Here is a 17,191-nt window from a genome sequence, read left to right as displayed (position 1 = left end):
CGCCCCTCACGCCGTCGGCGCGAAGCTGAACCGGCCGACGATCGGATAGGCGAACAGCGTGTCCTCGATCTTCGCTCCGCCGCCGATGTTGTGCACGACGAGCGGGCGCCCGCCTTCGCTTCGGCGCGCGGTGACGATCGCGATGTGGGGCAGGTTTCCGGGCAGCCGCTGGGTGACGAGATCGCCCGGGCGATAGTCCGTCCCGGCCTGCGTCGCGGGCTTTTCGGCGCCGCGGCGGCGGAAGAACGTCTCGAGGTTCGGCACCCGCCGGTGGTCGATGTTGCGGTCGGGCCGGCTCATGCCCCAGAGCCTGGGATAGGACGCGAAGGCGGCGCGCATGTCGCCGTTGACGAGCGCCTGCAGGTCCGTGCCGAAGGCGGAGCGATAGGCCCGGATCACGACGTCGGTGCAGACGCCCCGCTCCGGGGGCACGTCGCCGCCCGGGAAGGCGAGGCGGACATAGGCCGGATCGTAGATGGTGGTGACGCCGACCTGCGCTTCGGCCGCGGCGAGGAGACGGGCCCGCCAGTCGTCCCGGCCGGGATCTGCGAGCGCGCGCGAGGCGGCGGCGAGGCACGGCAGCGCGGCCAGAAAGGCGCGTCGGTCCAAGGTCATCCCGAAAACCCCCGAGGCTTCGGCGTCGATTGACGCCGCCGATCCGGGCGGTTGTTCGGCCGAAATGGGGAAGGCCCCGGACGCAGGCTTTCGCGCCGGGGCCTTCGATCGTCGTCCGGTTCGCGGCCTTCAGCCGGCCTGGGGCTCGAGCGTCGGCTCGGCGCCGAGCTTGTCGCGCCAGTAGCCGCGGATCTTCTCCACCGTTTCGGGCGGCAGCGGCACGTAGCCGAGCTCGGCAGCGACGGAGTCGCCGCGTTCGAAGCCCCAGTTGAAGAAGGCGAGCGCCGCGGCGGTCCCGGTCGCGACGGGCCTGGCGTCCGGCACGAGCGCGAAGGTCGTCACCACGATCGGGTAGGCGGCCGCGCCCGGCGCGTCGACCAGCGAGACGCCGAAGTCGTTCGCGGCGTTCCACGGGGCGTTCGCGGCGGCGGCCTGGAAGCCCTCGGCGCTCGGCGCCACGAAGGCGCCGGCGGCGTTCTTCAACGACGCGACCGTGAGGCCGGCCTTCCGGGCGGTGGCGAGGTCGAGATAGCCGATCGAGTTCGGCGTGCGGGAGATCATCTCCGCGACGCCGCCGTTGCCGCGGGCCGGACGGCCCACCGGCCACTCGACCGTCTGGCCGGCGCCGACCGTCTTCCAGCCTTCGCTGATCTTCGCGAGATAGCTCGTGAAGGCGAAGGTCGTGCCCGAACCGTCGGAGCGGCGCACCGGACGGATTTCGTCGGCGGGCAGCGCGAGGTCGGGGTTGAGCGCCTTGATGGCGGGATCCGACCAGGTCTTGACCTTGCCGAGATAGATGTCGGCGATGAGTTCGCCCGAAAGCTTCAGCGCGCCTTGGCTGACGCCCGGAAGATTGACGGCCGCGGCGACGCCGCCGACCACGATCGGGAACTGCGCGACGCCGTACTGTTTCGCCTCTTCGGGCGAGAGCGGAACTTCGCTCGCGCCGAAGTCGACCGCGCGGTCCTTGATGCGCATGACGCCGGCCATCGAGCCGGAGGCCTCGTAGTCGAGCCCGCCGGAGGGCTGGGACTCGGCGGTCCACTGAGAGCGCAGATTGTCCTGGTTCCAGCGGTTGAGGAGCGGCTGGACCAGCGTGGAGCCCGAGCCGGTGACGGTCTGGGCGTGGGTCGGCGTGGCGACGAAGAGGGCTGCGGCCATCGCGGCGAGCGCCGCGCGGCTGGCGAGCCGAAGAGTTCGGAGGCTCATGGGTTTTCTCCAGATCGAACGGGAGGCGCGCCGGCCCTTGCGGACCGGCGCGCCTGGCGTCGTCAGGCCGGGACCGGCGCGGCGCCGAAGCCGCCGACTTCACGGGCCGCCGCGGCTTCCGCCGGGACGGCGCGCGAGACCGAGCGGCGCTCGGCGTCGATGCGTTCGATCAGGAAGTAGGCGCGCTCGGCGCTGCCGAGCAGCGCGAGGATCGCGCCGCGCTCGACCCACGGCAGCGAGCCGTTGAGGCGAAGCGCTTCGGCGCGGAGCTCGCCGAGCTGGGCGACGCGGGGCGCCGCTTCCGCCGAGAGGTTGTCGCGGCGGGCGCTCGCGGGGTCGGCGACAATGCGCATGGCGTCGCTCACCTGGTCCAGCAGGCGGTCGACGAGCGGGCGGCCCTTCTCGCCGAAGGGCTGGCGCTCGACGCGGCGGGCGATCTGGTAGAGCGCCTCGCCGAGGCTTGCGGTGTAGTCCTCTTCCTCGATCAGGCTCGCGACGAGATCGGCCCGCTCATAGGGCATCTCCGCCTTGAACTGACCCGAGGTGTAGGCGCGGATGTCGCGGTTGAGCAGGTCGAGCTGGTTGTAATGGACCTCGACCTTCTCCGGGGCGCCTTCCTTGCCGCGGGCGATGTCGATGAACTTGAGCGCGCCTTCGAGGTAGCGGGCGTTCTCGGCCAGGATCGCGGCGACGGCGGTCGAGGGAGCGTTGGCCGCCTCGGCGGTCAGGTGCTTCGGCGTCGAGTAGTCCTCGACGTCGTCGAGCGAGGAGGCGCCGACCTTCATCAGCACGCGTTCGAACACGCCCACGAAGGGGTAGAGCAGGACGACGTTGAAGATGTTGAAGAAGGTCGAGTAGAGGCCGATCGCGACGGGGACGAGCGGGTAGGTCTCCTTGCCCTTGACCATGACGGGCGCGCCCGGATCGCCGCCGAACCACTGCATGACGTAGGTCAGCACGTCCATCGAGACGAAGAACAGCGGGATGGTCACCATCACGCCGATCAGGTTGAAGGATATGTGGGCGTAGGCTGCTCGCTTGGCGTTCTTCGACAGGTTGAGCGAGGCCATCCACGAGGTGATGGTGGTGCCGAGGTCGGCACCGAGCGAGAAGGCGACGGCGGTCTTCCAGTCGATGATGCCGGCGGCGCCGAGGCCCATCACGATGCCGATCGTGGCCGAGGACGAGTGGATCATCGCGGTGACGCCGGCGGCGATCAGCACGCAATAGAGCAGGTTGACGTAGGAGTCGGCCTTCAGCGACGAGATGATCGACATCACCTCGGGCATGGAGCGCAGCGGCTTGAGGCCGCCGGTCATCAGGTTGAGGCCGTAGAAGATCAGCGAGAAGCCGATGCAGGCGAGCGCGATGTTCTTCACCTTGTCGGTCTTGGCGAAGATGTAGAGCAGCGCGAAGAGGCCCGCGAACAGCAGTCCGAGCGGCCCGAGCGGCAGCGCGATTAGGCCGTTGCCGAGCGTCGTGCCGATGTTGGCGCCCATGATCACCGAGATCGCGGGGCGGAGGCCGACGACGCCGGCGTTGACGAGGCCGACGACCATGACGGTCATGGCGGTCGAGGACTGGATGACGCCGGTGATGAGCGTGCCGGCCACGACGCCCTTGGCGGGGGTGCCGGCGAACTTGGCGAGCATCGCCCGCATCTTGTTGACGGCGAGCGACTGGATGCCGTTCGACATGAATTCCAGGCCGAGCATAAAGATGCCCAGGCCGCCGATGACCGGCACGATGATTTGCGTAAATATGTCGACTTGTTGCATTCGACGCTCTCCAGGCTGTTTGAAGCCGTGCAGCCGCGCGCAACCGCCGCGCTGGTCGAACGACCGGCGCGGAGGCGGTGAGGCGTCTGTCTACGGCAGGTGTTCGCGCGATTAATTGGCGCTTTACCTAAAATTAGGCTATTTAGCGCCCATGACGGTCCGATGACGGCGGTCATTGGCGAGTAAATCGCTGATTTCTTCTTGTTTTCGTTGAAAATACAGGGCCGCGGACCGCCCTCTCCAGCTCGGATTGACGGCTGGATGACAGCCGCTCCCGCCTGTCGATCGGCTGTCGAGGAATGCGGTCCCAAGAACTTCTTATGAAGCCGTCGCCGATAACATTTTCGTGAGCTTCTACTGACGAAGACGCGCCGCGCTAGCCGGCGCCGGCCTCGGCGAGGAACAGCCTCAGCGCCGGATTGAGGTTCGCCGGGCGCCAGGCGACCACATGCTCGATCTGCGGCGCGTCGACGAGGTCGCGATAGACGACGTTGGCGACGCCGAGCTTCCGCATCGACGACGGCGTCACGGCGACGCCGAGGCCTTCCGACACGAGGCTCACGATCGTCTGCTGAAGCTGAGCCTCGAGGCGCGCCGTCGGCTCGAAGCCGCCGCGCCGGCAGAAGCCGGTGATGGCCTCGCGCAGCGACGGCGTCGTCTCCGCCGGGGCGATGATGAGCGGGACGCCGCCGAGATCCTCCGGCGCGATCTCGACCTTCAGCGCGAGCGGATGGTCGGACGGCGCGGCCAGGCAGAGCGCCTCGCGATGGATGACGCGCGCCTCCAGCCCGCCGACGCCGCCCACGTCGAACATGATGCCGGCGTCGAAGCGCCCGCTCTTCACGGCCTCCTCGAGATCAGGCGGCAGGAGCTCGCGGAGTCTTAGCGCGACCCTCGGATGCTTGGCGGTGAAGCGCCGCGCGAGCGCGGGCAGGACCGTGTAGGCCGAGGACATCATGAAGCCGATCGAGAGCTCGCCAAGCTCGCCTCGATCCGCCATCCGCGCGTTCTCGCAGGCCTGGTCGAAGGCCGCGATCGTGGTCCGGCAGTCCTCGAGAAAGCGCTGTCCGGCGAAGGTGAGCGAGGCCTGCCGGGAATGGCGCTCCAGCAGCCGCACGCCAAGCTCGGCTTCGAGCGAGGCGATCTGCCGGCTGAGCGGCGGCTGGCTCATGCGCAACCGCTCCGCGGCGCGCCCGAAATGCAGCGTCTCGGCCAGGGCCACGAAATAGCGCATCTGCCGGATGTCGATCATGATGCCGATAAGGTATGGATGCGCCTTGGAATGGTATTAGATCATACCCAAAGGGCTTGGTAGAGGTCGCAGACGCCTCCTCACGCTTCCGGCAGCCGCCTTGCTCTCGACCCTTTCGATCGTCGTCCCGATTTTCGTGCTGATCTTCGCCGGCTGGCTCGCGCGGCGGCTGGACGTGCTCGGTCCCGGGGCGACGCGCGAACTCAACCGCTTCGTGGTCTATCTCGCGCTGCCGGCGCTGCTGTTCGACATCGTGGCCCACGCCCGTCCGGAAGACATCTGGCGGCCGGGTTTCGCGGCGGCCTTCGGGCTCGGCGTCGCGGTCATCTTCTGCCTCACGGTCGCGCTTCGCCTGCGCCGCCCGCGGCATCTGGCGGATGCGGCCATCGACGGGCTGAACGCGGCCTACGCCAATGTCGGCTACATCGGCTTTCCGCTCGTTCTCGTCGCGATCGGGCGGGAGGCGCTCGCGCCGACGCTGGTCGCGAGCCTCATCACCGTCTGCGGGGTGTTCGCGGTCGCGATCGTGATGATCGAGGTCGGCCTGCAGACGGAGCGCAACCGCGGACGGCTGATCGTGAAGGTCAGCGGGTCGCTGGCCAAGAACCCGCTCCTCGTCGCGCCGGCGCTCGCCGCGGTCTTCCCCGTTTTCGGCCTCATTCTTCCGGGGCCCGCCGACACGTTCCTGAAGCTGCTCGGCGGGGCGGCGTCGCCCTGCGCGCTGGTGGCGCTCGGGCTGTTCCTCGCCGCCAAGCGCGAGCCGACGCAGCGCGACGACCGGGCGGTCGCGGCGATCGTCGCCCTCAAGCTGCTGGGCCAGCCCGCGGTCACCTGGGTCCTGGCCACGATGGTGTTCGGCCTGCCGGCGCCGCTCACCCACACGGCCGTGCTGCTCGCGGCGCTGCCCACCGGCACCGGGCCGTTCATGCTCGCCGAGTTCTACGGGCGGGAGGCGAACCTGACGTCGAGCGTCGTGCTGGTCTCGACGGTTCTGTCGGTGGTCACGATCAGCGCCTATCTCGCGCTCGTGGCGTGAACGAAGAAAGGCCCCGGACGCATTTTGCGCCGGGGCCTTTCGCGCGCTCAGGAGGCGGATTTCGCGAAGATCAGTTCGCCGCGGCGGTCTTGCCCGTCGCGACGTCGGTGACCGAGCCGTCCTCGAGGCTGATCCGGTAGAGCTCCTTCACGACGTTGCCGGAAAACTGCAGCTCGACGATCGAGACCGTCTTCAGAGTCACGGGGAAGCCCTCGGGGAGGATCGCGTTGTAGGCCGCCGCGGTCTCGTCCATCGGGGCCTGGAACTTCGAGAACGGCTCCATGGAGTAGACGAGGGTGTTGTGCGGATTGTGCGAGGCGGTCGCCTTGCCGTCCTTCCGACGCTCTCCCTCTGAGCTACAAAGCCGACTTCGTCTGGCGGAACACGGGGCCGCAAGGCGGTCCGCGCCAGCCGGGCCATAAAACCCGGACACAAGGCCTCGCGAAGGCCGCGGCTTATGGCGCAACCGCCGGGCGAGCGCAACCCCTGTTTTGAAAAATTCTAAAACACGAGGCGATGAACGCGCCCGCCGTCGTCAGGCCGCCTGTTCGGCCATGAGGTAGAGGCCGAGCGCCAGCATCCCGACGAAGAAGACGGTGCGGAACGTCGTGGGCGAGATGACCGCCCGAAGCCTCTGCCCGAGCCACATTCCGAGCCCGGCCGGTGCGAGCGCCGCGACGGAGCCGAGCGCCATATGGGCGTCGAGCGCGCCGTGCGCCATGAGCCCGACCGCAAGCGCGGTGGTCGACACCGTGAACGACAGGCCGAGCGCCTGGACGAGGTCGTCCTTGTCGAGCCCGAGCGCCTGCAGGAACGGCGCGGAGGGCATCACCGAAACCCCGGTCGCGCCCGTGACCACGCCGGTGACGAAGCCGACCGGAGGTCCGGCCCAGCGTTCGGCCGAGGCTCCGAGCGACAGGCGCTTTCCCGAGAGGCCGAAGGCGGCGTAGAGCGTCAGGATCGCGCCGAGGCCGACGACCGCGTAGCGGGCGTTGTCGCCCGAGAGCGTTCCGGCGGTGATAACCGTCGCGATCGCCACCGCCGCCATCATCGGCCAGAAGCGCTGCATCGCGCCGGCCGGATCGGGGCCGGCCGACAGCTGCCAGACATTCGTCACGAGCGAAGGGACGAGCATCAGCGCCGCGGCTTCGCCGGGGGCGGCGACGGTCGCGAGCAGCCCCATGGCGACGGTGGGCAGGCCCATGCCGGTCACGCCCTTCACCACGCCCGCGAGCACGAAGGTCAGGAACATGAAGAGGGCGAGGGACATTGTGAGCTCTGGCATGGGGCGAGCTTGATCCCGCCGCGGCGCCGGGCGCAATCTGGACCTCGCGGCGTCAGCCTTCGGAAACTCCGAAGCCAATCGAGGAGCCGCCCATGCGCTTCGACCTGCCGGACCTTCGCCTCTTCGTCCATGTCGCCGAGACCGGCAGCATCACCGCGGGGGCGTTGCGCGCCAATCTCGCGCTCGCCTCGGCGAGCGAACGGGTGAGGGCGATGGAGACCTACGCCGGCGCCGCGCTCGTCGAGCGGCTGCACCGCGGCGTCGCGCTCACGCCCGCCGGCCGCGCGCTGCTGCACCACGCCCGCGAGATTCTCGAGCGCCACGAGCGGCTTGGGGCCGAGCTCGCGCGTTTCGGATCGGGGCTGAGGGGCCATGTGCGCATGGTCGCCAACACCACGGCGATCGCCGAGCATCTGCCCGAGCCGCTCGCCGCGTTCCTCGCCGCCCACCCGCATGTCGACGTCGATCTCGAGGAGCGTCTGAGCCGCGAGGTGTTCGAGGCGGTGGCGGCGGGGCGCGCCGAGGTCGGGGTCGCGTCCGACCAGGTCGATTGGGGCGAGCTCGACACCCGCACGTTCCGCCGCGATCAGCTCGCCATGGTGGCGGCGCGCGACCATCCGCTTGGCGGCCTGAGACGCGTCGCCTTCTCCGAGACGCTCGCCTACGAGCATGTCGGGCTCGGCGCGGGCGCCGCGCTTCAGGACTATCTCGCCGGGCAGGCGCGGCGGCTCGGCGCGACCATGTCGCTGCGCATCCGGGTGCGCGGCTTCGTGGCGGTGTGCCGGATGGCCGAACAGGGCGTCGGCGTCGGCATCGTGCCGGCGATCACGGCGCGGCGCGCGCGGCGGTCCATGGCGATCCGCGTCGTGCCGTTGTCCGACCCCTGGGCCGCCCGCGCGCTCGTGGTGGCGACGCGGCGCGGCGCGCTGACGCCCTACGCCGCGGCGCTCGTCGCCTGGCTCGCGGACGGGCCGGGGGCGGGCGAGGCTACTCGAACGTCACGGTCGTCTTGTTCGGCGCGATGATCGCGCCGAGCTCGGCCGCGTCCCAATTGGTGAGGCGCACGCAGCCGTGGCTCGAGGTCTTGCTGATCTCGGAGGGCTCCGGCGTGCCGTGGATGCCGTAGGTCGGCTTGGTGAGGTCGATCCACATCGAGCCCACCGGCCCATTCGGCCCCGGCGGCAGCACGAGGCGGCGGCGGTTCTTGCCCTGCTGGAAGTTCTTCTTCGGGTCGTAGATGTAGTGCGGATTCGGGAACGCCTTCGTCACCTTCATCGCGCCCGACGGCGAGGGCGTGTCGGGCGAGCCGATGGTGGCGGGAGCGGCGATCAGGATCTTGCCCGTATCGTCATAGGCGCGGAGCTCCCCCTCCTTCTTGTCCACCACGATCCGCGCCGCGCGGCCCGTCGGCGCCGCGCCGGTCTCGGCGACCAGCAGACGCGCGCCGGCCGCGCCGAAGTCGGCGCCCGGGTTCATCGCCTTCAGGAAGCGCTCGTCCATGTGGAAGCGCTCGGCCAGCATCTCGGCCGCGTCGCGGAAGCCGATCTCCTTCATCTTCGCGAGCTTGGCGTAGTCCTTCGGCAGCGGCTTTCCGACATAGCGGCCCCCGACGTCCTCCCGGGTGAGCTCGTAGACCCTGGTGGCCTTGCCCTGGTCCACGGAGAGCGCGCGCCAGAACGGCTCGTCGATCCCGCCCTCGATCGGCATCGCGCGCATGATGCGGAAGGCGCGCACGGCCTTCTTCAGATTGTCGCCGTCGCGCCCGTCGATGACGCCGGGCGAGGCGTGGGCGCGGTCGAGCAGGATCTGGACGCGGATGAGAAACGCGTCGGGCGGCGCGTTGCGGCGGGCCTTCTCGGTCTCGGCCTTTTGCTTCAGCGCTTCCGCCCGCGCCTTGCGCGCGGCGCGGGAGCGGCCTTCGGCGGTCTCGAGCGCCTTGGCCAGCCGATCGTCCTCGGCGGCTTGAGCGTCCATGCGGGCGCGCCAGTCCTCGAAGCGCGCCGCGTCGATGTCGGCCTCGGAAGGCGGCGGAGGAGGCGGCGGCGGCGCGCCATACGCCGCCACGGGGGCGAGGAGCGCCGCGACGAGAACGAAGCGTGCCAGAAACGTCATGCGACCGCCGTCCGATGCGTCCGGCCGCGGGGGCCGCGCCGGAACGACCCTCCGGCGAAAGCCGCAAGGTCTTACCGTCTTCACACGCGCCGAGGGGACGGCGCCCTGCGGCGCCGCGACCGCAAAGCCGCCGTCGTTTAGCTTAAATGATGCATTTCCTCCGGTTTCGATCCCGCTCAGGCTATCGTGACCGGACGACGCGCGCCGCGGACCGTCGATGGTCTAGAAGAAGCGCCGGATCGGGGATGCGTATCGGAGTCTTCGGACTATGAGTTCCAGAATGGGCCGCAGGCGGCTCTCCTTCGCGGCGCTGGCGGGACTGGCGATCGCAGCCGCAGCGCCCGCCGCAGCCGAGCCGGCGCGGGACGAGGCGACGGGCCTCTCGGTCGAGCCGCCGGCCGGATATGCGGTCCGCAAGGCCGAGGGCGATCCGCGCTACGCCGTGGTCTACGCCGTGCAGAAGCAGGGCGAGGAGGACACCGGCTGCAAGATCGCGTTCCAGCCGACGCCGCCGACCGCCGGCTCCCCCGCGCTCAGCCAGGACGACATCAACGCCTTCACCCGCAAGAAGGAATGGACCGACCTCGTCCGCGCCACGCTCGCGCTGCGCTACGAGGTCGCGGCCGTGGAGCCGTTCGAGCATCAGGGCCTGATGGGCGCCGAGGTGGTGGCCGACTTCAAGCCCGTCGAGGGCGAGGAGAAGCCGCCGGAGGTGCGCTCCTATCTCGTCGTGATGGACACGCCGAAGGGCCGCACCACGATCGTCTGCGTCGGTGACAAGGCCGGCTTCGCCGCGCGGCGCGGCGAGTTCGAGGCGATCGCCCGCTCGGTCACTCCGCCGCGCTGAGCCTTCGGGTTACGATGACGTGATCCCCTGACCGCAAGCCTTAGCCGCGCGGGCCGCGGGGCTGTATAGGGTGGCGGGAGCGGGATCCTCCGCGGGCTGCGACAGCGGGGCATCAAGCCGACATGACCGATCGTCCCGAGGCTTCGCGGCCCGACCGGTGCGCGATCGCGCTCTATGACCGCTTCACCCATGGCGAGATGAGCCGCCGCGAGTTTCTCGACCGGCTCGCTCTGCTCGCAGGCACCGCCGCAGGCGCCTCGGCGCTGCTCTCGAGCCTCTCCAACGACTACGCCCGCGCCGCGATCGTCGCGCCGGACGACCGGCGGCTCGCGATCGACCGCGTCTCCTACGACGCCGCCGACGGCAAGATCTCGGGCCTGCTCGCCCGGCCCAAAAGCGGCGACAAGCGCCCGGCGGTCTTGGTGATCCACGAGAACCGCGGCCTCAACCCGCACATCGAGGACGTGACGCGCCGGCTCGGCGTCTCGGGCTTCCTCGCTTTCGGCGTCGACCTGCTGTCGCCCGCCGGCGGCACGCCGGCCGACGAGGACAAGGCGCGCGAGATGATCGGCGCGCTCGATCTCGAGAAGGCGACCGCGGAGCTCGTCGCCGCCGTGACCTTCCTGAAGGACCACCCGGAGTCGAACGGCTCGGTCGGCGCGGTCGGCTTCTGCTGGGGCGGCGGCATGGCGAACCGGCTCGCGGTCGCCTCGCCCGACCTCAAGGCGTCGGTCGCCTATTACGGCAAGGCGCTTCCTCCCGACCAGGCAGCCAAGGTGCGCGCGCCGCTGCTGCTGCACTACGCCGGGCTCGACGAGCGCATCAATGTCGACGTCCCGGCCTTCGAGGACGCGCTGAAAGCGAACGAGAAGGAGTTCGAGGTCGAGTTCTACGAAGGCGTCGACCACGCCTTCAACAACGACGCCAATCCCGCGCGCTACGAACGACGCGCGGCGGCGCTCGCCTGGGACCGCACGATCGCCTTTCTGGAAGGGCGCCTGGGGGCGGCCGTTCCGCCCACCCGATAACGGTTCGAATTTTTTTTCAGAAGTCCGGAACCGGGTTCGGGGCTCTGCGTTCTGTGCTCGAAAGCTCGCCAAGACGAGCTTTTGGACAGGCGACCGGATCCCCCGACTGGTCAGCCTCACGAAGGCGGAACCGCTACCCCCCGAGGCGGTTCCGCCTTTTTCTTTTTCTGCGCCCCATCACGGACAGGCGGCAGGCGGCGGTTCGCCCATTTCGGCGAAAACGCACCCCGCTCTAGCGACGGCCGGCGGCGACGCCTCAAGCCTTTCCGATCGCCGCCTCGAATGTCGCGACCAGCGGCGGCTCCGGCTCGAACACGTCCTCGAGCGTCGCGACCGTCACGGTCCCGGCGCCGGCCGAGCGCAGCGCCTCGATCACCGCGAACACCGCCTTCTTGGGCGCATGAAGCACCAGCGGCGCGCCCTCGACCGGCGGGCCGAACGGGGCGCGGGCGTCGAAGCGGGCGGCGAGGTCCACGATCTGGCGCTCCATCCGGGTCGACATCTGGGCGCGGATCTCGCGCACGGCGCGGGCGCGGGTCTCCGCTGCGATCCGGGTCATGATCGTGCGGCCGGCCGCGCGCGCGGACGCGCTCCACGGCGCGGCGAGGCTCGCGACGAGCTGCGCCTGGCTCTTCAGCATCACGCCGTCGTCGAGAACCTTCAGGGCGTTGGCCTTCAGCGTCGCGCCCGTGGTGGTGATGTCCACCACGACGTCGGCCGCGCCGGCGGCGGGCGCGCCCTCGGTCGCGCCGGCGCTCTCCACGATCCGGTAGTTGGAGACGCCGCGTCCGGGCCGCCCGTCGGCCGGCGCCTTCCAGGCGAAGAAGCCGCGGGTGAGGTTCACGTATTTCGTCGCGACGCGCAGGCGCTTGCCGTGGCGCCGCCGCATGTCGTCGGCGACGTCGTCGAGGTCGGCCATGGTGGCGACGTCGATCCAGGCCTGCGGAACCGCCACGACGACGTCGGCGTAACCGAAGCCAAGCGGCTGCAGCAGTTTTACGCGCGTGTCCGCGTCGGAAATGTTCTCGCGGATCAGGTCTTCGCCCGTGACGCCGAGATGGATCGCGCCGCTCGCGAGCTGGCCGGCGATCTCCGACGCCGAGAGATAGGCGACCTCGACGTCGGCGAGGTCCGCGATCGCGCCGCGATAGTCGCGCGCGCCGCCGGGCTGCACGAAGGTGAGGCCCGCGCGCCCGAAGAAGGACGCGACGTTCTCCTGAAGGCGCCCCTTCGAGGGCACGCCGAGAATGAGCTTCCCGCTCATGGCCGGGCCTCCCCGAACCGGTCGAGCCAGAGCGCGAAGCCGACGCCGGGCGAAGGCTCGCGCGCGCCGAGCGCCGAAAGCAGCCCGTCGTACCGCCCGCCGCCCGCGAGCGCCGCGCCGGTGGCGGGGTCGGCCAGCTCGAACACGAGGCCGGTGTAATAGTCGAGCCCGCGGCCAAAGCGCGCCGAGAACCGCATGTCGTCGACCGGCAGCCCGGCGGCGCGGAAGGCGTCGAGCCGCGCGCGCAGCGCGTCGACGGCGCTGCGCACCTTCGGCGCGCCGCCCTCGGCGACGAAGTCGAGTGTGGCGAGCGCGGCAGGCGCCGCCGCGTCGACCGCGAGGAGGCTCGTGAGCCGCGTCCGGTCCGCGCCGCCGAGCGTCACGGCCTGGGCTTCCGCGCGCTCGAGGAACCGCTCCGCGATCTCGCCCGGCGTGCGCCCGCCCACCGCCGCGATGCCGGCGAGCGAGAGGAGATCCTCGATCACCGCCTTGCCGGCCTCGGGCCCGGCGGCCGCGAGCGCGGCGTAGAGGCCGGCATGCCCGGCCTGGCCGGGCGTCGGCGCGCGGTCGTCGATCGTTCCGCCATGGGCGAGCGCGCGCTTGAGACGGCGGCGATAGCCGACCGGAGCGTCGAGCGAATCGACCGCGGAGTCGAGGATGGCGCGGTCTCCGAGCCGGATGGTCGGGGAGGGGGCGCCGAGCGCCGCGCAGGCCTCGAGCGCGAGCTTCAGCACCTCGGTCTCGGCCTCGACGGCGTCGGCGCGTCCGAAGCTTTCGACGCCCGCCTGCCGGGCCTCGCCGCCGTTCGAGCCCTGCCGGAACACCTCGCCTTCGTAGAAATAGGCGCCCGCGCCCGACGCCTCGCCCTGCGCGATGTGCGCCAGAGCGGTCGGGATGGTGAAGTCGGGCCGCAGGCAGAGTTCCTGGCCCTCGGCGCCGCTCGTGAGGAAGACGCGCTGGCGAAGCTCCTCGCCCATCACGTCGAGGAACGGCTCCGCCGGCTGCAGCACCGCGGGTTCGACGCGCGCGAAGCCTGCGGCCTCGAGGCGGTCGACGAAGTCTTTCGGAAGGGTCGCGGCGCGCGGCATCGGGAGGAGTTCGGCTGTTGCGGCGAAGAGGATGAACGCCGCGCGTCTAGCAGGCGCGGCGCCGCCGCGCGACTGTTTTCGCCGAACGCGGTTTCCGCCGCTTGCGCCGCGACCGATCCAGAGGCTAAAAATGTGATGTTATAACATTAACATTCGAGGCTTCGATGTCCGACCGCCGCCTTCCCGTCACCGTGCTGTCCGGCTTCCTCGGCGCTGGCAAGACCACGCTGCTGAACCACGTCCTGTCGAACCGGCAGGGCCTCAAGGTCGCGGTGATCGTCAACGACATGTCGGAGGTGAACGTCGACGCCGATCTCGTGCGCGACGGCGGCGTGCTGCGCGCCGACGAAACGCTGGTTGAGATGACCAACGGCTGCATATGCTGCACGCTGCGCGACGATCTTTTACGCGAGGTGCGGCGGCTGGCGATGAGCGGGCGCTTCGACCATCTCGTCATCGAGTCGACTGGGGTGTCGGAGCCTCTGCCGGTCGCCGCCACCTTCGACTTCCGCGACGAGGACGGCTTTTCGCTCTCCGACGTCGCCCGGCTCGACACCATGACGACTGTGGTGGACGCCTCGAACCTGCTGCGGGATTTCTCGAGCCGCGACTTTCTGGCGGCCCGCGGCGAGACCGCGGGGGAGGGCGACGCGCGCACGCTCGTCGACCTGCTCGTCGACCAGATCGAGTTCGCAGACGTGATCGTGCTGAACAAGGCCTCGGCGGTCGACGCCGAGACGCTGCGGAACGTGCGCGGCGTGATCCGCTCGCTCAACGATGAGGCGGCGCTGGTCGAGACCGATTTTGGCCGCGTGAAGCTCGCCGACGTGATCGGCACCGGACGGTTCGACTTCGACGCCGCGCGGCGGCGACCGACCTGGCTGAAGGAGCTGTTCGGTTTCGCCGACCACACGCCCGAAACCGAGGAGTACGGCGTGAGGAGCTTCACGTTCGCCGCCCGGCGGCCGTTCCATCCGGAGCGGTTCGCGGCCTTTCTCGCAGAAGCCTGGCCGGGGCTCGTGCGCGCGAAGGGCCACTTCTGGCTCGCCACCCGGCCGGATTTCGCGGGCGAGATGTCGCTCGCCGGCGCCGTCTGCCGCACCGAGGGAGCCGGGACCTGGTGGGCCGCGACGCCCCGCCACGCATGGCCTGAAAGCTCCGAATGGCGCGGCTGGCTGAATGCGCGCTGGGAGGAGGGCTGGGGCGACCGCCGTCAGGAACTGGTCTTTATCGGGATCGGTCTCGAGGAAGCAGCGATGCGGACCGCGCTCGAGGCGGCGCTGGTCGGGCCGGAGCGGGCGCAGGACGTGGACTGGGCCGCGCTTGCGCGACTGCCCGACCCGTTCCCGCATTGGCGGCGCGAGGCGGCTTGAGCGCACGAGCGGCCCGGGCGTAAGACATGGGCGCCATGGCGTTCCTGTTCCGACGCAATCCGGAAGACCCCGCGCGCGCCGACGCCTCCCGGCGCGTGGCGGCGCTCGTGCGCGAGATCGTCGGCCTCGACGAGGACGACGCCGTCACCGTGAGCGAGATCGCCTGCGGGGATCCCGCCTGCGGCGGCGCGGAGACGGTCGTGCTGCTGATGCGCGCCGGGCGAAAGACCGAGGCCGTGAAGCTGATGATGCCGATGGCGCAGGTCGCCGAAGAGCACGTGCGCCGGGAGTTCTCCGGGCGCTGAAGCGCGCGGGGCCCGCGGCGGCCGCGGAACCCCGGCGCCGTCCGCTCACTTTACGTATTTGCCGTTCGCCTTGAACCCGCAGCCGCCGAAGCTCGCGTCGGCCTTGAGGTCGAACTCGACGAGCAGCCGGCCCTTCTTCTCGGTCGTGCGGAAGTTGGCGACCGTGAAGGTGACGTTCGGGACCACCTGGACGCCCTTCGAATAGCCGATGCCTTCGCCGGCGAATTCGAGCGATCCGTTCTTGGCCGATTTCAGCTTGATCGCGGTGCCGCCTGCGATCCGCAGCAGCGCGCCGTCGCCCGAGACGCCGATCTCCGGAAGCACGATCGCCCCCGTCTTCGCGCCGTCGCCGCGGATGCGCGAATAGCCGATGTCGATATCCGAGGGTTCGGCGTCGAACTTCGGGAAGAAGCATCTGGCGCCGGCCGCCTGGGACCGGTCGAGCGAGAGATGGAGCTGGCCGTACTCCCATTCGCCGGTCGGCGTCTGGGCGTGGGCGGAGGTGGCGGCGAAAACCAGGCAGGCGGCGGCGATCGACTTGCGCATGTAGGACCCTGTGGAGAAGCGTTCCGCGGGAGCTCGCGGCGGCGACATGCTTCCATGGGTGGTATTAAGAGGGTGTGTGCGGACCGATTAAAGTGCATTCGGAATGCGGGATCCGTCTTCGACGAAACCGGCGATCGAGACCGACGCGCAGAGGTCTCATTCACTGTGAGGTGGATTATTTGATCCCCGAGAAACCCGTCATGCGTCGCCGTGGCGCGCGGGGCGCATGAGACTGCGCCTTGACGGCGACCGGCGCCGCGCTTAGCCGAGGCGCGATGTCCAACGTCTCAGCCTCGCCGTTCCCCGGCTTCTCAGCGCTCGCGCCCGGCTACGAGCTGGCGCTGTGCGACGTCTGGGGCGTGCTGCATGACGGGCTCAACGCCCATCTCTCCGCCGCCGACGCGCTCACGCGCTTCCGCGAGGCAGGCGGGGCCGTGGTGCTGGTCTCCAACGCGCCGCGCCCGTCCGAATGGGTGGTGACGAGCCTCGACGAGAAGGGCGTGCCGCGCTCCGCCTGGGACGCGATCGTGACCTCGGGCGACGTCGCCAAGCGCATGATCGCCGACCGCGGATTTTCGCGCGTCCACCACATCGGGCCGGAACGCGACCTGCCGCTGCTGGGCGACGAGCGCATCGCGCGGGTTCCGCTCGAGGACGCGCCGATCGCGGTCGTCACCGGCCTCGTGGACGATCAGACCGAAGTTCCCGAAGACTATGACGAGCGCCTCGCCGTCATGAAGGCGCGCGGCCTCGCGCTGATCTGCGCCAACCCCGACCTCGTCGTGATGGTGGGCGAGCAGCGCCTCTGGTGCGCGGGCGCGATCGCCGACCGCTACGAGGCCATGGGCGGCGAGACGCTGTGGGCCGGAAAGCCCTACGCGCCGATCTACGAGGCGGCGATGCGGCTCGGCTCCGACGTGCTCGGCCGACCCGTGCCGCGCGAGCGCGTCATCGCCATCGGCGACGCGGTGCGCACCGACCTCACGGGCGCGACCGACGCCGGGATCGACTGCGTGTTCGTCGCCGACGGCATCCATGGCGAGGAGCTTGGCCGCGGCGCGCCCGACCCCGAAAAGCTCGACGCCCTCTTCGCCGAGCACGGCTACCGCCCGGTGGCCGTCATGCCGCAGCTCGCCTGGTGACCGGAGGCGCGACCATGGCCGACGATGCGTCGCGGTCGGCGCCGATCGCTCCGCCGGCGATCGTGATCAGAAAGCAGGCGATCGCGGACAAGTCGGTCCATCTTCAGCCTGTTCTCGCGGACCTCGGCTTTCGCGACGCCCCCACCGAGACCGCCGACCTCGTCTTGCTCGGCCCGCTCTTCGGCGCGGAGGCCGTCATGGCCGTCATCAGGGCGCTGGAAGGTCAGGGGCTCGTCTATGTCGATGACTTCTACGCGGTTGAAGTCGATCTGCCCGATTGGCTTCGACTGAGCGCGTCTTGCGCCTGATCT

Annotated in this window: 18 protein-coding genes; 8 read left to right on the top strand and 10 right to left on the bottom strand. The window is 70.2% G+C overall.

What is annotated here, in order from left to right; genetic code table 11:
- Positions 1–6: 6 nt before the first annotated feature.
- From ACFOWB_RS21455 to ACFOWB_RS21440, 4 genes are all read right to left on the bottom strand, one after another.
- Positions 7–615, bottom strand: a complete 609-nt coding sequence (locus tag ACFOWB_RS21455) for a DUF1287 domain-containing protein (protein ID WP_261402240.1) — start codon at positions 613–615, stop codon at positions 7–9.
- A gap of 129 nt (positions 616–744) precedes the next feature.
- A complete protein-coding gene (gene pstS / locus ACFOWB_RS21450) occupies positions 745–1,824 on the bottom strand; it encodes a phosphate ABC transporter substrate-binding protein PstS (RefSeq protein ID WP_261402241.1) in 1,080 nt (359 codons plus the stop codon).
- Between the two features lie 62 nt (positions 1,825–1,886).
- Positions 1,887–3,602 (bottom strand): Na/Pi cotransporter family protein, encoded by a 1,716-nt coding sequence (locus ACFOWB_RS21445; RefSeq protein ID WP_378149238.1) that lies wholly within the window; start codon positions 3,600–3,602, stop codon positions 1,887–1,889.
- Positions 3,603–3,978: 376 nt separating this feature from the next.
- A complete protein-coding gene (locus ACFOWB_RS21440; RefSeq protein ID WP_261402243.1) occupies positions 3,979–4,854 on the bottom strand; it encodes a LysR family transcriptional regulator in 876 nt (291 codons plus the stop codon).
- Between the two features lie 100 nt (positions 4,855–4,954).
- Between ACFOWB_RS21440 and ACFOWB_RS21435 the strand changes: the two genes are divergently transcribed.
- Positions 4,955–5,890 carry an AEC family transporter gene (locus ACFOWB_RS21435; RefSeq protein WP_261402244.1) on the top strand — a complete coding sequence of 312 codons (936 nt, stop codon included), beginning with the start codon at positions 4,955–4,957 and terminating at the stop codon, positions 5,888–5,890.
- A 70-nt stretch (positions 5,891–5,960) separates the two neighbouring features.
- Here ACFOWB_RS21435 and ACFOWB_RS21430 read toward each other — a convergent pair whose 3' ends face one another.
- Both ACFOWB_RS21430 and ACFOWB_RS21425 read right to left on the bottom strand, forming a co-directional pair.
- Positions 5,961–6,173 carry a hypothetical protein gene (locus tag ACFOWB_RS21430; protein ID WP_261402245.1) on the bottom strand — a complete coding sequence of 71 codons (213 nt, stop codon included), beginning with the start codon at positions 6,171–6,173 and terminating at the stop codon, positions 5,961–5,963.
- A 252-nt stretch (positions 6,174–6,425) separates the two neighbouring features.
- A complete protein-coding gene (locus ACFOWB_RS21425; RefSeq protein ID WP_261402246.1) occupies positions 6,426–7,160 on the bottom strand; it encodes a sulfite exporter TauE/SafE family protein in 735 nt (244 codons plus the stop codon).
- 107 nt (positions 7,161–7,267) lie between these two features.
- Between ACFOWB_RS21425 and ACFOWB_RS21420 the strand changes: the two genes are divergently transcribed.
- The gene (locus ACFOWB_RS21420; protein WP_261402247.1) at positions 7,268–8,200 is read left to right on the top strand and encodes a LysR substrate-binding domain-containing protein; all 933 of its coding nucleotides are present in this window, start codon (positions 7,268–7,270) and stop codon (positions 8,198–8,200) included.
- On the opposite strand, the gene ACFOWB_RS21415 is transcribed toward ACFOWB_RS21420, so the two are convergent.
- On the bottom strand, positions 8,163–9,287 hold the full coding sequence (locus ACFOWB_RS21415) for a L,D-transpeptidase family protein (protein WP_378149234.1): 1,125 nt from the start codon (positions 9,285–9,287) through the stop codon (positions 8,163–8,165). The two genes, ACFOWB_RS21420 and ACFOWB_RS21415, sit on opposite strands and share 38 nt — an antisense overlap.
- A gap of 268 nt (positions 9,288–9,555) precedes the next feature.
- On the opposite strand from ACFOWB_RS21415, the gene ACFOWB_RS21410 reads away from it, so the two are divergent.
- Together ACFOWB_RS21410 and ACFOWB_RS21405 are read left to right on the top strand one after the other, a co-directional pair.
- Positions 9,556–10,134, top strand: a complete 579-nt coding sequence (locus ACFOWB_RS21410) for a hypothetical protein (protein WP_378149232.1) — start codon at positions 9,556–9,558, stop codon at positions 10,132–10,134.
- A gap of 122 nt (positions 10,135–10,256) precedes the next feature.
- A complete protein-coding gene (locus ACFOWB_RS21405) occupies positions 10,257–11,162 on the top strand; it encodes a dienelactone hydrolase family protein (protein WP_261402250.1) in 906 nt (301 codons plus the stop codon).
- 256 nt (positions 11,163–11,418) lie between these two features.
- Here ACFOWB_RS21405 and hisG read toward each other — a convergent pair whose 3' ends face one another.
- Entirely contained in the window at positions 11,419–12,426 is a 1,008-nt protein-coding gene (gene hisG, locus ACFOWB_RS21400; RefSeq protein WP_378149230.1) for an ATP phosphoribosyltransferase, read from the bottom strand.
- Positions 12,423–13,514: an ATP phosphoribosyltransferase regulatory subunit gene (locus tag ACFOWB_RS21395; RefSeq protein ID WP_261402251.1), complete on the bottom strand. Its 1,092-nt coding sequence runs from the start codon at positions 13,512–13,514 to the stop codon at positions 12,423–12,425. Before ACFOWB_RS21395 ends, hisG begins: the two co-directional genes overlap by 4 nt.
- A gap of 164 nt (positions 13,515–13,678) precedes the next feature.
- On the opposite strand from ACFOWB_RS21395, the gene ACFOWB_RS21390 reads away from it, so the two are divergent.
- Positions 13,679–14,887: a GTP-binding protein gene (locus ACFOWB_RS21390; protein ID WP_261402252.1), complete on the top strand. Its 1,209-nt coding sequence runs from the start codon at positions 13,679–13,681 to the stop codon at positions 14,885–14,887.
- Positions 14,888–14,913: 26 nt separating this feature from the next.
- Positions 14,914–15,192, top strand: coding sequence for a hypothetical protein (locus ACFOWB_RS21385; RefSeq protein ID WP_378149227.1), 279 nt, complete (start codon positions 14,914–14,916; stop codon positions 15,190–15,192).
- A gap of 45 nt (positions 15,193–15,237) precedes the next feature.
- Here ACFOWB_RS21385 and ACFOWB_RS21380 read toward each other — a convergent pair whose 3' ends face one another.
- On the bottom strand, positions 15,238–15,738 hold the full coding sequence (locus ACFOWB_RS21380; protein WP_261402253.1) for a hypothetical protein: 501 nt from the start codon (positions 15,736–15,738) through the stop codon (positions 15,238–15,240).
- 275 nt (positions 15,739–16,013) lie between these two features.
- Between ACFOWB_RS21380 and ACFOWB_RS21375 the strand changes: the two genes are divergently transcribed.
- Entirely contained in the window at positions 16,014–16,880 is an 867-nt protein-coding gene (locus tag ACFOWB_RS21375) for a TIGR01459 family HAD-type hydrolase (RefSeq protein ID WP_378149224.1), read from the top strand.
- A 14-nt stretch (positions 16,881–16,894) separates the two neighbouring features.
- Positions 16,895–17,188, top strand: coding sequence for a hypothetical protein (locus tag ACFOWB_RS21370; protein WP_378149222.1), 294 nt, complete (start codon positions 16,895–16,897; stop codon positions 17,186–17,188).
- Positions 17,189–17,191: the final 3 nt, after the last annotated feature.

Origin of the sequence: Chenggangzhangella methanolivorans (assembly GCF_042648545.1) — a bacterium.
Classification (GTDB): Bacteria; Pseudomonadota; Alphaproteobacteria; order Rhizobiales; family Methylopilaceae; genus Methylopila; species Methylopila methanolivorans.
The sequence above is the reverse complement of the archived record's forward strand: the minus strand, read 5'-3'. Positions and strand labels throughout refer to the sequence as shown.

Coding starts and splice junctions, on each gene's coding strand:
- ACFOWB_RS21415 (WP_378149234.1), bottom strand. CDS start 9,287: ATGACGTTTCTGGCACGCTTCGTTCTCGTCGCGGCGCTCCTCGCCCCC.
- ACFOWB_RS21445 (WP_378149238.1), bottom strand. CDS start 3,602: ATGCAACAAGTCGACATATTTACGCAAATCATCGTGCCGGTCATCGGC.
- ACFOWB_RS21440 (WP_261402243.1), bottom strand. CDS start 4,854: ATGATCGACATCCGGCAGATGCGCTATTTCGTGGCCCTGGCCGAGACG.
- pstS (WP_261402241.1), bottom strand. CDS start 1,824: ATGAGCCTCCGAACTCTTCGGCTCGCCAGCCGCGCGGCGCTCGCCGCG.
- ACFOWB_RS21425 (WP_261402246.1), bottom strand. CDS start 7,160: ATGTCCCTCGCCCTCTTCATGTTCCTGACCTTCGTGCTCGCGGGCGTG.
- ACFOWB_RS21380 (WP_261402253.1), bottom strand. CDS start 15,738: ATGCGCAAGTCGATCGCCGCCGCCTGCCTGGTTTTCGCCGCCACCTCC.
- ACFOWB_RS21375 (WP_378149224.1), top strand. CDS start 16,014: ATGTCCAACGTCTCAGCCTCGCCGTTCCCCGGCTTCTCAGCGCTCGCG.
- ACFOWB_RS21405 (WP_261402250.1), top strand. CDS start 10,257: ATGACCGATCGTCCCGAGGCTTCGCGGCCCGACCGGTGCGCGATCGCG.
- ACFOWB_RS21420 (WP_261402247.1), top strand. CDS start 7,268: ATGCGCTTCGACCTGCCGGACCTTCGCCTCTTCGTCCATGTCGCCGAG.
- ACFOWB_RS21390 (WP_261402252.1), top strand. CDS start 13,679: ATGTCCGACCGCCGCCTTCCCGTCACCGTGCTGTCCGGCTTCCTCGGC.
- ACFOWB_RS21370 (WP_378149222.1), top strand. CDS start 16,895: ATGGCCGACGATGCGTCGCGGTCGGCGCCGATCGCTCCGCCGGCGATC.
- ACFOWB_RS21410 (WP_378149232.1), top strand. CDS start 9,556: ATGAGTTCCAGAATGGGCCGCAGGCGGCTCTCCTTCGCGGCGCTGGCG.
- hisG (WP_378149230.1), bottom strand. CDS start 12,426: ATGAGCGGGAAGCTCATTCTCGGCGTGCCCTCGAAGGGGCGCCTTCAG.
- ACFOWB_RS21385 (WP_378149227.1), top strand. CDS start 14,914: ATGGGCGCCATGGCGTTCCTGTTCCGACGCAATCCGGAAGACCCCGCG.
- ACFOWB_RS21430 (WP_261402245.1), bottom strand. CDS start 6,173: ATGGAGCCGTTCTCGAAGTTCCAGGCCCCGATGGACGAGACCGCGGCG.
- ACFOWB_RS21395 (WP_261402251.1), bottom strand. CDS start 13,514: ATGCCGCGCGCCGCGACCCTTCCGAAAGACTTCGTCGACCGCCTCGAG.
- ACFOWB_RS21455 (WP_261402240.1), bottom strand. CDS start 615: ATGACCTTGGACCGACGCGCCTTTCTGGCCGCGCTGCCGTGCCTCGCC.